10 protein-coding genes are annotated in these 15,796 nt (G+C 43.7%); 3 read left to right on the plus strand and 7 right to left on the minus strand.

Translation table 11 applies throughout. The annotated features are described in order from the left end of the window. From I595_RS00275 to I595_RS00305, 6 genes are all read right to left on the minus strand, one after another. A complete protein-coding gene (locus I595_RS00275; RefSeq protein ID WP_054557391.1) occupies positions 1-360 on the minus strand; it encodes a four helix bundle protein in 360 nt (119 codons plus the stop codon). 33 nt (positions 361-393) lie between these two features. Then, positions 394-1,584: a thiolase family protein gene (locus I595_RS00280; RefSeq protein ID WP_054557392.1), complete on the minus strand. Its 1,191-nt coding sequence runs from the start codon at positions 1,582-1,584 to the stop codon at positions 394-396. 111 nt (positions 1,585-1,695) lie between these two features. After that, complete coding sequence (locus I595_RS00285; protein WP_054557393.1) at positions 1,696-4,101, minus strand: 3-hydroxyacyl-CoA dehydrogenase/enoyl-CoA hydratase family protein; 2,406 nt, start codon at positions 4,099-4,101, stop codon at positions 1,696-1,698. A gap of 14 nt (positions 4,102-4,115) precedes the next feature. After that, the gene (locus I595_RS00290) at positions 4,116-4,565 is read right to left on the minus strand and encodes a MarR family winged helix-turn-helix transcriptional regulator (protein WP_054557394.1); all 450 of its coding nucleotides are present in this window, start codon (positions 4,563-4,565) and stop codon (positions 4,116-4,118) included. A 103-nt stretch (positions 4,566-4,668) separates the two neighbouring features. Beyond that, positions 4,669-4,935: a hypothetical protein gene (locus tag I595_RS00295; protein WP_054557395.1), complete on the minus strand. Its 267-nt coding sequence runs from the start codon at positions 4,933-4,935 to the stop codon at positions 4,669-4,671. 277 nt (positions 4,936-5,212) lie between these two features. Then, complete coding sequence (locus I595_RS00305; protein ID WP_054557397.1) at positions 5,213-6,982, minus strand: AMP-dependent synthetase/ligase; 1,770 nt, start codon at positions 6,980-6,982, stop codon at positions 5,213-5,215. Between the two features lie 275 nt (positions 6,983-7,257). Between I595_RS00305 and pflB the strand changes: the two genes are divergently transcribed. From pflB to I595_RS00320, 3 genes are all read left to right on the plus strand, one after another. Continuing rightward, entirely contained in the window at positions 7,258-9,483 is a 2,226-nt protein-coding gene (gene pflB / locus I595_RS00310) for a formate C-acetyltransferase (RefSeq protein WP_054557398.1), read from the plus strand. A gap of 70 nt (positions 9,484-9,553) precedes the next feature. Next, positions 9,554-10,306, plus strand: coding sequence for a pyruvate formate-lyase-activating protein (pflA, locus tag I595_RS00315; protein WP_054557399.1), 753 nt, complete (start codon positions 9,554-9,556; stop codon positions 10,304-10,306). A gap of 59 nt (positions 10,307-10,365) precedes the next feature. Then, positions 10,366-11,868 carry a DUF3360 family protein gene (locus I595_RS00320; protein WP_054557400.1) on the plus strand — a complete coding sequence of 501 codons (1,503 nt, stop codon included), beginning with the start codon at positions 10,366-10,368 and terminating at the stop codon, positions 11,866-11,868. Between the two features lie 166 nt (positions 11,869-12,034). Here the strand turns inward: I595_RS00320 and purL are convergent, their stop codons facing one another. Beyond that, the gene (gene purL / locus I595_RS00325; protein WP_054557401.1) at positions 12,035-15,712 is read right to left on the minus strand and encodes a phosphoribosylformylglycinamidine synthase; all 3,678 of its coding nucleotides are present in this window, start codon (positions 15,710-15,712) and stop codon (positions 12,035-12,037) included. Positions 15,713-15,796 lie beyond the last annotated feature (84 nt).

Consider the following 15,796-nt stretch of genomic DNA (forward strand, 5'->3'; position numbering starts at 1 on the left):
CTACAGAGTAAGTCTACCTTGAAATCCTGAAATCATTTTTTGTAATTGTTGAATTTTAGTTTCTAATGCATCATACCGTTGTTTGGAAATAAATCCTTGGCGAAATGCTACTATAAGCTGAGTTTCCCATTCAAAAGATGAGCCTAAACTATCTTCTAAATATTTATTGAAATGTTTATCGGTAGATTTACTTGTTCCCTCAGCTATGTTAGAGGGAATAGAAACTGCGCATCGGGCAAGCTGAGAACTTAAATTAAATTTTTCTTCTCTTGGGAAATCTATAATTAAAGCATAGGTATCGTCTACCAGGTCCATTCCATCCTGCCAGATTTTCAACTTTTTAAAATTATGTCTCCTCATTGGTGTTGACTCTTGCTTCCAGTTTCTAATAGTCTAGTTCAAAAATTCAAATATCCCAGCGGCACCCTGACCGGTTCCTACGCACATGGTGACCATACCGTGTTTCCCCTTCATATCCCGCTTTCGCATTTCATCAAATAGCTGTACGGATAATTTGGCACCGGTGCAGCCTAATGGATGGCCCAAGGCAATGGCTCCTCCGTTGACGTTGATGATATCAGGATTTAAATCCAACTCCCGGATTACGGCCAAGGATTGCGAGGCAAAGGCTTCGTTAAGCTCAATCAACGCTATGTCCTGTTGTTGCAAACCTGCCTGTTTCAGTGCTTTTGGAACCGCGGCTACCGGACCGATTCCCATAATTCTGGGTGGTACACCGGCGGCGGCATAGTTCACCAATCTTGCTATAGGTTCTACGTTGAGTTCTTTCACCATTTCTTCGCTCATCACCATGACAAAAGCAGCGCCATCACTGGTCTGTGAAGAGTTGCCCGCAGTAACACTTCCATTGGCGGCAAACACAGGGCGTAATTTGGCCAAAGCTTCCATGGAGGTTCCCCGTCTTGGCCCTTCATCCTTGTTCACTGTAAATTTTTTAGTCGCTTTTTTTCCGTTAGTATCAACATAGGTCTGTTCTACTTCAATGGGTACGATTTGATCTTGAAAACGGTTTTCATCCAATGCTTTTAAGGCTTTCATATGGGAGTTAAAGGCAAACTCATCTTGATCTTCCCTGGATACCTTGTATTCTTGGGCAACTGCTTCTGCGGTATTTCCCATGCCCCAATAATAGTCTTCGTGGCCAGATTTAACGATGTCATAGTTCAATTCCGTTTTAAAGCCCGTCATGGGGACGGAGCTCATACTTTCCACGCCGCCAGCAATAATGCAGTCTGCCATGCCTGCCTGAATTTTAGCCGATGCAATTCCAATAGTTTCCAATCCTGAGGAACAGAATCTGTTTACAGTGACTCCGGGAACATCAACAATATCCAATCCCATTAATGAAATGAGTCTGGCCATGTTTAATCCTTGCGAACCCTCTGGCATGGCATTGCCCACAATGACGTCATCAATTCTTTTTTTGTCAAATTCAGGCATCTTACCCACTAAATGGGCGATGGTCTCCGCCGCAAGTTCATCTGCGCGCTTAAAACGGAATCCGCCTCTACCGGATTTCCCAACTGCTGTTCTGTATCCTTTTACGATGTATGCTGTTCTCATATTAGCCCCCTAGCCCCCGATGGGGGAATTCCTATTAGGGGTCAATAGGATTTTAATGATTATTCAAACTCTTTTTGTTCAATTATTGCGTATGGCATTACTTACAGGACCTTAATTGCGTAATGGTTTCCCTGTTTTTAACATATGCTGGATACGCTCCAATGTTTTCCGTTCCGTACACAAGGATAGGAAGGCTTCACGTTCAATATCCAATAAGTACTGTTCTGATACCATGGTAGGTTCAGATAAGTCTCCACCGGCCATCACATAAGCAAGTTTGTTGGCTATTTTCTTATCATGCTCACTTATATAATTGCTAGCTTCCATAGAATCCGTTCCCACTAAGAACATCCCCAATGCCTGCTTGCCCAGAACTTTTACATCCTTACGTGCTGGTGGCCTGGTGTAGCCCGCTTCCGCCATAAGTTTGGCGTGCGCCTTGGCTGTTGCAATCTGCCGATCTTTATTGACCACCACGATATCTTTCCCTTTTTGTAGCAGTCCCAGATCGTAAGCCTCATAGGCAGAGGTGGATACCTTGGCCATACCGATGGTAAGGAAATATTCTTGTAAAACGTTTAATTCCACATCTCCTTTTCTAAAGGAATCGGATGCCCTCATGGCCAGTTCTTTAGACCCGCCACCACCGGGAATAACGCCAACCCCAAATTCCACGAGGCCCATGTAGGTTTCCGCGGCTGCCACCACTTTATCTGCGTGTAGCGAAAGTTCACAACCGCCACCAAGTGTCATGCCATGTGGGGCGGCAACGGTTGGTATGGAGGAGTAACGCATGCGCATCATACTATCTTGGAACATTTTAATAGCCATGTTCAACTCGTCATATTCCTGTTCTACGGCCATCATAAAAATCATTCCTATGTTGGCACCAACGGAAAAATTGGCCGCTTGGTTACCTACCACCAGTCCTTGGAAATCTTTTTCGGCAAGGTCAATTGCCTTGTTGAGCCCAGCAAGGACATCGGCACCAATGGTGTTCATTTTAGACTGGAACTCACAGTTTAAAATGCCGTCTCCCAAATCTTCTATGACCACCCCAGCATTTTTAAACACCTCTTTAGTTGTCCTAATGTTGTCCAAAATGATAAAGGCATCCTGACCGGGAACTTTTACCATCTGTTTGGATGGGATATCGTAAAAATAGGTAGCCCCGTCCTTTACTTGGTAAAAGGAAGTAATCCCTGCCGTTTTCATTTCACTAACCCATGCAGCTGCTTCTTGTTTTTCTGCGGCGATAAATTCCAATCCTTTATCAAGACCAATGGCATCCCAAATCTGAAATGGACCGTGTTCCCAACCAAAGCCCGCTTTCATGGCATCATCAATCTTATATAACTCGTCCGAAATCTCTGGAATTCTATGGGAAACATAGGCGAACAATTGTCCAAAACTTTTCCTGTAGAATTCACCGGCCTTATCTGTTCCAGCGGTCAAAACCGCAAATCTGTCCACTACAGTATCAATGGTCTTGGTCTGTTCAAGAGTGGGGAATTTGGCACTTTTCTTGGAGCGATACTCCATAGTATCCAAATCCAAGGTCAGAATCTCCGTTTTGCCTTTAGCGTCTTTTGATTTTTTGTAAAAGCCTTGTCCCGTTTTGCTGCCCAACCATTTGTTTTCCATCATGGTGGCAATAAAATCTGGTAGGGCAAACAGCTCATGCCGCTCATCATCCTTGCAATTTTCCGAAATGCCGTTGGCCACATGTACCAGCGTATCCAGCCCTACAACATCTACCGTTCTAAAGGTGGCGGATTTAGGACGACCAATAACAGGGCCTGTCAACTTATCCACCTCTTCAACCGTCATTCCCAATGCTTTTAATGCATGAAACAGGCTTTGAATACTAAAAATACCTATACGGTTTCCTATAAAGGCTGGGGTGTCTTTGGCCAATACGGAAGTTTTGCCTAAAAATTGCTCTCCGTATCCGTTTAAAAACACCAGTACTTCTGGGGATGTTTTTGGCCCAGGAATGATTTCAAATAACTTTAAATATCGCGCAGGGTTAAAGAAGTGGGTTCCACAGAAATGTTTTTGAAAGTCATCACTTCTACCTTCACTCATAAAATGAATAGGTATCCCAGACGTATTTGATGTAATTAAAGTACCTGGGGTCCTGTGTCTTTCCAAGGTTTCAAAAACTTGTTTTTTGATATCCAAACGTTCCACTACAACCTCTATGATCCAGTCTACTTTTGCCACTTTGGCAATATCATCCTCCAAATTGCCCGTTGTAATCCTATTGGCAAATTTTTGGTGGTAAACGGGGGAGGGTTTTGACTTTAAGGCGGCCGCAAGCGAATCGTTAACAATACGGTTTCGTACTGTTGTATCATCCAATGTTAGTCCCTTGGCTTTTTCCTTAGCATTAAGTTCCCTGGGTACAATATCCAAAAGAAGGACTTCTACCCCGATATTGGCAAAATGACAGGCGATACCACTTCCCATGATACCGGATCCGATTACTGCAATTTTATTGATATGTCTCTTCATGTGCATGAAAGGAATTAATTTGTTGTTGTTTTCTTATAGATGTTTTTCTCTGAAATTAGCTTGTTGATACCTTTAATCGTCTCAAAAAAACCAAGGATATGTTCGTGGTCAATATGGGATTTTACGGTATCATTAAACCGCAGTACCACTTCTTTGGAGTCTTTGCGCTTTTCAAGCCCCAAAGTGGTTAAATGGATAAGCACTCCACGACCATCATTCGGGTTTGGCTTACGTTCTATAAAACCGCGTTCTTCCAAATTTTTAAGGATACGGGACAGACTGGTGCCCTCCATACCCATTTTTGGGCCCAAGGCCGTACTAGGGGTTCCCTTTTTTGGGTCGATACTTAATAAGGTAAACCCTATGGCCATGGTGAGGTCATAATTCTTGGCCTCTTCATTATATAATTTGGTAACGGCCTGCCAGGTGGCCCGCAGTGCATAGTCTATGGTCAGTTCTTGCATGTTACGAAAAATTCGAACGCTAAGATACTAAAAAAATACTATGCATGCATAATAAATTTGATAAAATGAGCGCCTCTAAACATACGCCGAGCAGATAACATTTTTAGGAATGCTTGGCTTGGTTACTTTGTTTCCGTAGGTCTTTTTCTGCGCTTATGTATACCATGTACAAAGGCAACATGGTTATTGGGCCAAACAAAGCGGGTGCCAATGTGAACCATTCTAGCTGGTCTTTCTTAAGGTCGTCTATTGCGTACCAAATAATGACGACTATGATGAAAAGCCAAATAAAGCCAAAAGCAATGGTGATTATCTTTAAGCTCTTGACCTTTTTCTTTAGTATTTCCAAATCTTCACCTGTAGAAATCATAGCGCGTCGATGGTAAGGTATAAAACATGGTTTACAAGTGGGTGAGATAATACTTTACAAATAAATCAAGTGCCAGCTTCTTCTCTCTTTTTTGTAATTCATTACCGGTACTTGCAGAAAAGATTGGCAGCAACAAGCATGGATAAAAAAATCACTGGAATCAAGATATTTAATAGCGTTCCACTGGCACATGCCATGGTGCCTCATAAAAAAATATCATTGCTACTGGTGCGCTTTGCTGCGTTTAAGGTGGTGCGTGGCCCATTTTTAAAGGCCATTATCGTCCATAGATGTTATTATATAAATCCATATACTTTTCCTTGATGATTTTCCGCCGGAGTTTCATGGTAGGGGTAAGGTGGCCATCGTCAATACTCCAAACATCGGGCGTGAGCCTAAACTGTTTTACTTTCTCCCATTTGGCAAAGTCCTCATTGGCAAGGTCCACTTCTTCCTGTATCCGTGCCAGTACCTTTTGGTTGACCACAATATCCGAGTTTTCGCTCAAGGTAATTTGGTAGCGTTCTGCCCATGCGTACAAAAATTCAAAGTTGGGCTGTATCAAGGCCGCAGGCATTTTTTCGCCTTCGCCCACCACCATGATCTGTTCAATAAAGCGGGATTGTTTAAACCTATTTTCCAATAACTGTGGGGCAACATACTTGCCCCCAGAGGTTTTGAACATCTCTTTTTTACGGTCGGTAATCTTTAAAAAACCTTCCGCGTCTATTTCACCGATGTCTCCCGTATGAAAGTAACCGTTCTTGATTACCTCATCTGTTTTTTCCTTATCCTTGTAATAGCCCATCATCACGTTAGGACCTTTACAGAGAATTTCTCCATCATCCGCTATTTTCACCTCTACATTACTGATTACCTTTCCCACGGAACCTATTTTCCAACCTTTGTTCCTTTCTTGGTTGACCGATATTACCGGGGAAGTCTCCGTAAGCCCATAACCTTCCATTACGGGTATGCCTGCAGCGCCAAAAATACGGCTTAACCTAGGCTGTAAGGCGGCACTGCCGGAAACCATGGTGTTTAGATTACCACCAAGGCCTTCTTGCCATTTACTAAAAATCAATTTTCTGGCCAGCCCCAATTTTTTCTCGTACCACCAACCGTTGGCACCGTAAGGTTCATAGGCAAGACCTAGCTCCACGGCCCAAAAGAACAGTTTCTTTTTAATGCCCTCCAACGCTGTGCCTTTGGCTATGATGGAATCGTACACTTTTTCCAGTAACCTAGGCACCACGGTCATCACTTCCGGTTGTACCTCTTTAAGGTTATCACTGATCTTATCCAGTCCCTCTGCAAAGTGGATTTGGATACCACAGTATTGGTATAAATACAAGATCATCCGTTCAAAAATATGGCAGACAGGAAGAAAACTTAAGGCACTCGCACCGGACTCAAACGGTACACGTTCTTTACTAGTAATGACGTTTGATACGATATTGTTGTGGGATAGCATTACCCCTTTGGGTCTTCCTGTCGTACCAGAAGTATATATTAAGGTAGCTAAATCCGCGGGTTTTACTGCTGCTTTTCTAGCTTCAACATCTTCCTGGTTTGAGGTATCCCTTCCCTTTTCCAAAACGGATGACCAATGGTTACAGTTCGCTAATTCATCAAAAGAAAAAACGTCCTTCAATTTTTTTAGTTTACCGCTGATGGAAAGTACCTTGTCCAGAACTTCTTGGCATGAAACAAAACAATAGGTGGCCTCAGAATGGTTGAGAACATACTCATAATCATCTTCCGAAATGGTGGGATAAATAGGGACGTTCTGCGCGCCAACTTGTAAAATTCCGATATCACAGATGTTCCATTCCGTTCTATTGGTCATGGAGATGATGGCAATTTTATCATTAGCCTTAACCCCTAAGCGCAAAAGACCCCTGCTAATGGCATTGGCTTGGTCTATATATTCCTGGGTGGACGTACTCACCCATTTTCCCTCTTTTTTGCTTACCAGTGCCTTGTCTAGATTAAAATGTTCTTTCTGGTAGTATGGAAAATCAAAAAGTCTGGTGACGTGTTGCATCGTTATTATGTTTGGTTCTTGCAAAATAGGTAAAGGAACGGGATTTATAAAAAGGATACAACAAAATTATTTGTTAATTTTTAGGAATTTCTAAACAATCGGTATTTATGGAATGCTGTTGTTCCGTGATGAATTAACAGTAGAACTATTGTTTATGGGCGTGAAATCATAAAATTAACATCAAAACTCGCAAAGCTGATAATTATCAGCTTTTTAGCGCTATGGCCTATTTAATTTTAGCACTTGTAAGCAGTCTAATATCTAATTGATAAGCCATGGAAGTAAAAGAACTAAGCACAGGTAAATGGGCAACCTCCATTGATGTTCGTGATTTTGTCATTAACAATGTAACACCGTATTACGGTACATCGGACTTTTTGGTAGGCCCAAGTGAAAGGACCCAAAGATTATGGGAGACTTGTAAAGGGGCCCTCTTGGAGGAAAGAAAGAACAACGGGGTGAGATGTGTTGATACCGAAATCATTTCTACCGTAAGCGCCTTTAAAGCAGGCTATATTGATGAAGAAGATGAAGTGATCGTTGGCTTACAGACCGACGAGCTCTTAAAAAGGACCATGAAACCTTTTGGTGGTTTTAACGTGGTACAAAAGGCCTTGGAAGAGCATGGCCTCCAACCCAGTGACGCTATACAAACCTTGTTTTCCAAATATGTAAAGACCCATAATGATGGGGTTTTTGACGCTTACAATGCCGAGATAAGAAAATACCGATCACTTGGCATACTTACCGGATTGCCAGACAATTATGCCCGTGGCCGTATCATTGGGGACTACAGGCGCGTTGCGCTTTACGGTATAGATTTCTTGATCGCACAAAAGAAAAAAGACTTAGATGGTATCACAGGACCAATGACAGACGCGGTCATCCGCCTGCGGGAGGAAGTGGCGGAGCAGATTAAGGCACTCAAAGAAATGGTAGAACTGGGTGCAAAATACGGGTTGGACCTCACAAGGGCTTCGGATACTGCACAAGAGGCGGTTCAATGGACCTATATGGCCTACCTCGCCGCCGTCAAGGAACAAGATGGTGCAGCCATGTCTTTGGGCAATGTTTCCACCTTCTTGGATATTTATATAGAAAATGATTTACAGCAAGGCCTGATAACCGAGGTAGAGGCCCAAGAGTTTATTGATCAGTTTGTGATGAAGTTGCGAATGGTCAGGCACTTGCGAATGAGCGCCTATGATGAGATTTTTGCTGGTGATCCCACCTGGGTAACCGAGGCCATCGGCGGTATGTTCAGCACGGGCAAGACAAAAGTGACCAAAACATCGTTCCGATTTTTAAACACCCTTTACAATCTAGGACCATCCCCAGAACCTAATATGACGGTGCTCTGGTCAGTAGACCTGCCCAAGCATTTTAAGGATTTTTGTGCCAAAGTGGCTATTGACACCTCCTCGCTTCAGTTTGAAAACGACACCTTGATGCGCGAAAGTAGGGGGTCTGATGATTACGGTATTGCCTGTTGTGTTTCACATCAAGAATTGGGAAAATCCATTCAGTTCTTTGGTGCCCGTACCAATTTGGCAAAAACCTTACTGTTAGGCCTTAACCAAGGGCGTTGTGAGATTACTGGGAAAACCGTTGTTGACGGCATCCCTGAAATTAAAGGTGAATATTTGGATTTTGATGAGGTCATGGCCAATTATAAAATGGCAATGAAAGATGTAGCTAGGGTCTATAATGATACCATGAACATCATCCACTACATGCATGACAAATATTATTACGAAAAGGCACAGATGGCTTTGATAGATACGAATCCAAAAGTGGATATTGCTTATGGTATGGCAGGATTGTCCATTCTTGCAGATTCCCTTTCCGCTATTAAGTATGCTAAGGTGAGACCCATTCGTAATGAAGACGGACTAACGGTAGATTTTAAAATTGAGGGTGAATTTCCAAAATATGGTAATGATGATGACAGGGCAGATGAGTTAGCTGCAAAAGCCGTAGCCGATTTCAATCAAGAATTACAACAATTGGCGGTTTATAAAAATGCGAAACCTACCTTATCCGTACTTACCATTACCTCAAATGTGGTATATGGTAAGAAAACAGGAGCAACACCAGATGGACGTGCCCTAGGTGTACCATTTGCACCTGGGGCCAACCCGATGCATGGAAGGGACTCCGAGGGTGCAATCGCCTCTTTGAACTCGGTGGCCAAAATTAATTATGAGGATGCCCAAGATGGTATTTCCAATACCTTCTCCATAGTTCCTAAATCTTTGGGAACCAATGAGGAAGCAAGGATAGAAAACCTCTCTAGTATTTTGGATGGTTACTTTGAAAAAGGCGCACAACACGTTAATATCAATGCGTTGGACAAGGATACGTTATTGGATGCGATGGAGCATCCAGAAAAGTATCCACAACTTACGATTCGGGTTTCTGGATATGCGGTGATTTTTACCAGATTGTCCAGGGAGCAACAACAAGAGGTGATTACGCGATCGTTTCATGAATCGTTGTAAGTACCTATAATTTGGCACCTGTTTAGTTTTGGGGGAAGCTATGCGGGTGCCTATTTATGTTAAGACTAGAATGACCAATTTACCAGAAGAAGTTTTAAACGTACATTCCATAGAATCTTTAGGCACCCATGACGGACCCGGAGTTCGTTGGGTGCTTTTTTTGCAAGGTTGCAAATTAAAATGCGTGTATTGCCATAATCCTGATACCATAGCCATGGAGGGAGGAACCGCCTACCCGATAACCCAACTTGTAAAAAAAGCGGTCAATATGAAATCCTATTTTGGTGCAACGGGCGGTGTTACGGTTTCAGGTGGTGAACCCTTACTCCAAGCCAAAGCCCTGGTTTCATTTTTTAAAGCACTTAAGGCACAAGGAATCCACACGGCCTTGGACACCAACGGTAGGATTTTAAACCATTTTACCAAAATCCTTTTGGACGAGTATACGGATTTGGTGATGCTGGATATTAAGCACATGACCGAAAAGGGCTACCAATCCATCACTGGGATGCGCAACAAAGAGACCACATTTAACCTAGCAAAATATCGAGAGCAATCTGGTAGACCAATGTGGTTACGGTATGTACTTATACCAGGGATGACCAACCAGAACCAATTACTGCACCAGATGGGGGAGTATTTTAAAGACTATAAAACCATAGAAAAAATAGAGCTTCAGCCCTATCATAAATTGGGGGTACATAAATGGGAGGCCTTGGGATGGGACTACCCATTAAAAGGCGTTAGGGAAAACACCATGGAAGAAATCGCAAAGGCCAAAGCCATTCTCAACGGTTATTTTAAAGAAGTGAAAATTAATTAAAGGCAACGCTTTAAAAAACAACCAACACCACCAAACTTGCAGTAAATTCCAAACCGTCTATGAAAAGCTATAAAAAACGGCATAAACCGGCATCAGAATTCCAAAGCCGTTCAGCCTATTTGGACCATGAACTACAAATCATGCAACCTAGGCGTTACCGACTTAATTTACCAGGTCGTGATTTTAGATTTGAGTGGGAAGACTTGGTACCCGCGTTGGCGGGTACCTTGGGGATTATCGCCATGTATTCCTCTGTTATGATGGCTTGGGCCACAGGGCTTACCCAAGCACATGAACATATAACCTTGGGAAAAGAATTTGCCATAGAAGTATCAAGGGTAGAGATGTTGATTCCCGCCTTATTGTTTGTGATATTGGCTTCAGGTTTTTTTAATCCCCGTGCCAATTTGGCCGGTAACCACGGGCCAATGATTCCCTTGATCGCGAGCATTGCCCTGGCAGGTGCGCACCCTTTGGCGTTGGCCATATTAATAGGTGTCTTTGGGTTGCTGCTAAGTATTTTTAAAGGGGGATCTAGGTTGGTAGATTTAACTAGTAAGGGCGTTGCCGGAGGCCTATTGATTTTTCTTGGATTTACCGGGGCGATGAGCCAGATTTCAACGATTCAAGGCTGGAGCATGGGTTTGGAAACGTTGACATCCAAAGCTGGCTATTTGGGTTTTTTGGGTTTGATGATTCTTGTGGTCACAGTGGTATTGTACAGCTATCTTGCCCGTATTGATAAACGTTGGTTGGCCATACCCGCCTGCGCGATAACAGCCCTGTTGGTTGCCCTTGTTGGAGGGGCAGGATCTGATCTTCAGTTTACGACGGAAATGGGTCTGCCCAATTTAAATCCTGTGCATTGGTGGGGCAGTACCGAAAAAGGCTGGATGCTGGGCCTGCCAAACACGGAGCATTTTATCGCTTCTTTGCCCTTTGCCATTTTAGCGGTGGCCATGTGGTCACCTGATTTTTTGGGGCATCGCATTTTTCAAGAAATGAACTATCCTAAAAATTCGGGGAAGGTTTTAATGGATGTCGATGATACCATGACCATGTGCTCCATAAGACAAATGGTGGGCACCGCTGTAGGTGGGGGTAATATCACTTCCTCATGGGGCACCTATATGATTCCTGCCGCCATTGCCAAGCGGCCCATTCCGGCAGGGGCCATACTTCTTGGTATTTTGGTCATGGCGGTTGCTATTTTGGGCTTCCCCATGGATGTGGCCGTCTGGCCGCCCGTACGTTGTATTGCCTTGTTGGTGGGTGTTTTTTTGCCTATGATTGAGGCGGGTATACAAATGGTGAAAGAGAGTGCCAGCGCACAGGCTGCAGGTATCTGTATTTTTATGGCCATGGTCACCAATCCTGTACTGGCTTGGGCTTTTGCCATGTTCTTGGATAATAATGGTCTTATAGGGGATAAAGATCGCCCCAAGAAACTGTCCAAATTGGATCGATTGGTCATTCCCATTGGTATTGTGGCCATCTGTGTACTGGCCATTCTCGCCGTGGGGATGTTTGAGGGCAGTTATGGGATTAGGGCCTTTTTGTGAACGTCATCAAGTCCAGAAAGCCATGTCACCCTTTTTGTAGGATGCAACTTGCTCCGTAAATAAAAAAAACAATAAAAATGCACAGGACAGAGCCATTAACAGGTAGTATTGGCTAAGATTAAAAAGCTTTATAGTTCAAATTTCACTATAAACTAATAATCGCCATTTATGCGGGTAATTTCTCCAACCACTTTCTCGCATTTACAAAAGCCTCTAACCAAGGGGAAACCGCATCGTTTTGTCTATCTTTTGGATAATACGCCCAGTTCCAAGGAAAAATACTTCGTTCTATATGCGGCATGGTCACCAAATGGCGACCGGTTTTATCGCAGAGCATGGCCGTATTATAGTCACTACCGTTAGGATTGGCAGGATATGCTTCATAGCCATATTTTGCGACAATTTCATAGTTCTCCTCTGAAAGAGGTAAGCTAAATTTACCTTCTCCGTGGCTTATCCAAACGCCAAGTTTAGCCCCTTCCAAACCGGAAAGCATTACAGAATTATTTTTTTGAATTTCTATGGAGGTAAAGTTGCTTTCGTGTTTACCGGAATCATTATAGGTCATTTTTCCATGAGTTTCATGCTCTGGATTGATGAGGTCCAGCTCCATAAACAATTGACAACCGTTGCAAATACCTACAGATAACGTATCCGGACGTGCGAAAAAATCTCTGATGACCTTATTAGCGCGTTCATTGTATTTGATGGCACCCGCCCATCCTTTTGCACTTCCAAGAACATCAGAATTAGAAAATCCCCCAACAGCTCCCAAAAATTGAATGTCTTTTAAATCTTCACGACCGGATATCAAATCGGTCATATGGACATCTTTCACGTCAAATCCCGCCAAGAACATGGCATTGGCCATTTCACGTTCAGAATTGCTTCCCTTTTCGCGAAGGATGGCCGCTTTGGGTGCCCCAACCCGACCTTCTCCCTTAGGGAAGGAGTAAGACTGTTTAAAAGCCTTTGGAAAAATGTATTTCAGAGGTTGTTTTTTGTAATTCCCATAGCGCTCTTTGGCCAAACCGTTTGCCGTCTGTTTATTGTCTAAAAGATAGGAAGTTTTAAACCAGGCATCTCTTAGACTTGGAATGTTCAGTCCAATTTCAACTCCTTGGTTTTTAAGTTTGAGTTCGGCACCTTCTGTAACCTTACCAATGTTATGGTAGGTAATACCGGCAGCGTCTAAAACAGCCTCCGCAGAATCATCCTTGGTTTGGATGACAATACCAATGTTTTCCGAAAAAAGGAGCTTGATGCTATCTTGCTCTCCCAAGGGGGACATGTCTAATAGGGCCCCTAAATCATTATCGGCAAAACAGAGTTCCAACAAAGTGGTAATTAATCCACCCGAACCAATGTCATGACCAGCGACTATATGCCCGTCAATCATCAATTGTTGGATGGTATTAAAGGCTGACTTGAAATAACCGGCGTCTGCGATACCTGGCGCTTCACTACCAATACGGTTTAAAATTTGCCCAAAAGAAGAACCTCCAAGCTTAAAAGAATCTTGTGAAAGGTTGATGTAATAAATACTTCCACCATTTTTTTGGAAAACGGGTTCTATAACTTTGGTGATGTCTTGACAATTCCCCGCTGCCGAAATGACCACGGTACCCGGAGCGATGACCTCTTGGTCTTTGTACTTTTGTTTCATGGATAAGGAATCCTTACCCGTAGGAACGTTGATGCCCAGTGCAATAGCAAAATCGGAAACCGCTTCAACCGCCTTGTAAAGACGGGCGTCTTCCCCCGGGTTTTTACAGGGCCACATCCAATTGGCGGAAAGGGAAACTGATTTTAGTCCCTCTTTTAGCGGGGCCCAAATAATGTTGGTCAACGCTTCCGCAATACTGTTTTGGCTTCCTACCACTGGGTCTATGAGTCCTGAAATAGGGGAGTGGCCAATACTGGTCGCCATTCCCTCCTTGCCCTTAAAATCCAATGCCATTACCCCCACGTTGTTTAGTGGCAGCTGCAACGGCCCCACACATTGCTGTTTGGCCACCCGGCCACCAACGCAGCGGTCCACTTTATTAGTGAGCCAATCTTTACAGGCAACGGCCTCCAATTGCAATACTTGGTCCAGATAATTATGAAAATGCTCTAGGGAATACTCAGGGTTTTTAAAGGAAACGTTGACCGTTTTATCTTCAAGAATGGTCTTTGGGGAGCTTCCAAACATATCAGAAAGGGCCAGATCCATAGGTTTGTCGCCGGTTGTGGTGGATTCAAAGGTAAATCTGTGTTTTTCCGTCACCAGACCCACCTCATACATGGGAGAACGTTCCCGATCTGCTATTCTTTTTAGCAGAGGGGTATCTTCCTTGGCAATGACCAAGCCCATGCGTTCCTGGCTTTCGTTCCCAATAATTTCTTTGGCGGATAAGGTGGGGTCACCTACGGGGAGTTTATCCAAATTGATATGCCCGCCGGTATCTTCTACCAATTCTGATAGGCAGTTCAGGTGGCCTCCAGCACCATGGTCATGAATGGAGACAATGGGATTTTTATGACTTTCTACCATACCACGAATCGCATTGGCGGCACGTTTTTGCATTTCGGGATTGGAGCGTTGCACGGCATTGAGCTCGATGCCGGATTCAAACTCGCCCGTATCCGCACTGGAAACCGCAGCTCCCCCCATTCCGATGCGGTAATTGTCACCTCCCAAAATAACAATGGCATCATCCTTTTTTGGCGTATCCTTTAAGGCTTGATCTGCCTTTCCATATCCAATGCCCCCGGCCTGCATAATCACTTTATCGTATCCAAGGGCGCTACCCCCTTCTTGATGCTCAAAGGTTAGCACAGAACCCGCTATTAGGGGTTGCCCAAATTTATTCCCAAAGTCCGATGCTCCGTTAGAAGCTTTAACTAAAATATCCATTGGGGTTTGATAGAGCCATGGTCTCGCAGGAAAAGCTTTTTCCCAATGCCGATTTTCTTCCAATCGGGAATATGCGGTCATGTAAACGGCAGTGCCCGCTAACGGCAATGATCCTTTACCGCCGGCAAGGCGGTCACGTATTTCTCCACCGGAACCCGTAGCAGCGCCGTTAAAGGGTTCTACAGTGGTGGGAAAATTATGGGTTTCTGCTTTTAAGGATAGAACGGACTCAAACTCTTGCTCCTCATAAAAATCTGGCTTATCGGCAGATTTAGGGGCAAACTGTACTACCTTGGGCCCTTTGATAAAGGCTACATTGTCCTTGTAGGCAGAAACAATATCATTAGGGTGTTCTGCCGCCGTTTTTTTAATGAGTTTAAAAAGGGAAGTAGGCATTTCTTGCCCATCAATGATAAAGGTGCCATTGAAGATTTTATGCCTACAATGTTCAGAATTAACTTGGCTGAAACCAAAGACCTCGGAGTCTGTTAATTTTCGTCCTATGCGTTGAGAAAGCTGTTCCAAATACGCAACTTCATCCTCACTCAAGGCCAAGCCTTCTTGTTGGTTGTAGGCGGCAATATCAGCAATTTTCAATATAGGTTCTGGAGTGATGGCCACGGTATACAAGTCTTGGTCCAGTCGATCATATTTCTGGAAGAGCATCGGGTCAAAGTCCGAATAGTCCCTGGCTACCGCTTTAAACTCCTCAATACGAAGTATACCGGAAATACCCATGTTTTGGGTAATTTCCGTGGCATTGGTGCTCCATGGGGTAATCATGGCAGCACGTGGGCCAACAAAAAAGGCGTCAATAGACGCCAAGTTGAGTTTGGGCTGGCTGCCAAACAACCAAGTTAATTTCTTTTCGTTCTCAGCGTTGATGTCTCCAACGGTTTGAACAGCAAAAATTTTGGTGGTACTATCCCCGAAAAAATGAATCATAGGTGCTTACGTATTGAGCGGTTTGGCAAAAGGCAAATTTACATTTTTTTGCATCCGATGCGTTCATCGAAACAAACAGTTTTT

The organism is Croceitalea dokdonensis DOKDO 023 (genome assembly GCF_001306415.1).
Taxonomy (GTDB): Bacteria; Bacteroidota; Bacteroidia; order Flavobacteriales; family Flavobacteriaceae; genus Croceitalea; species Croceitalea dokdonensis.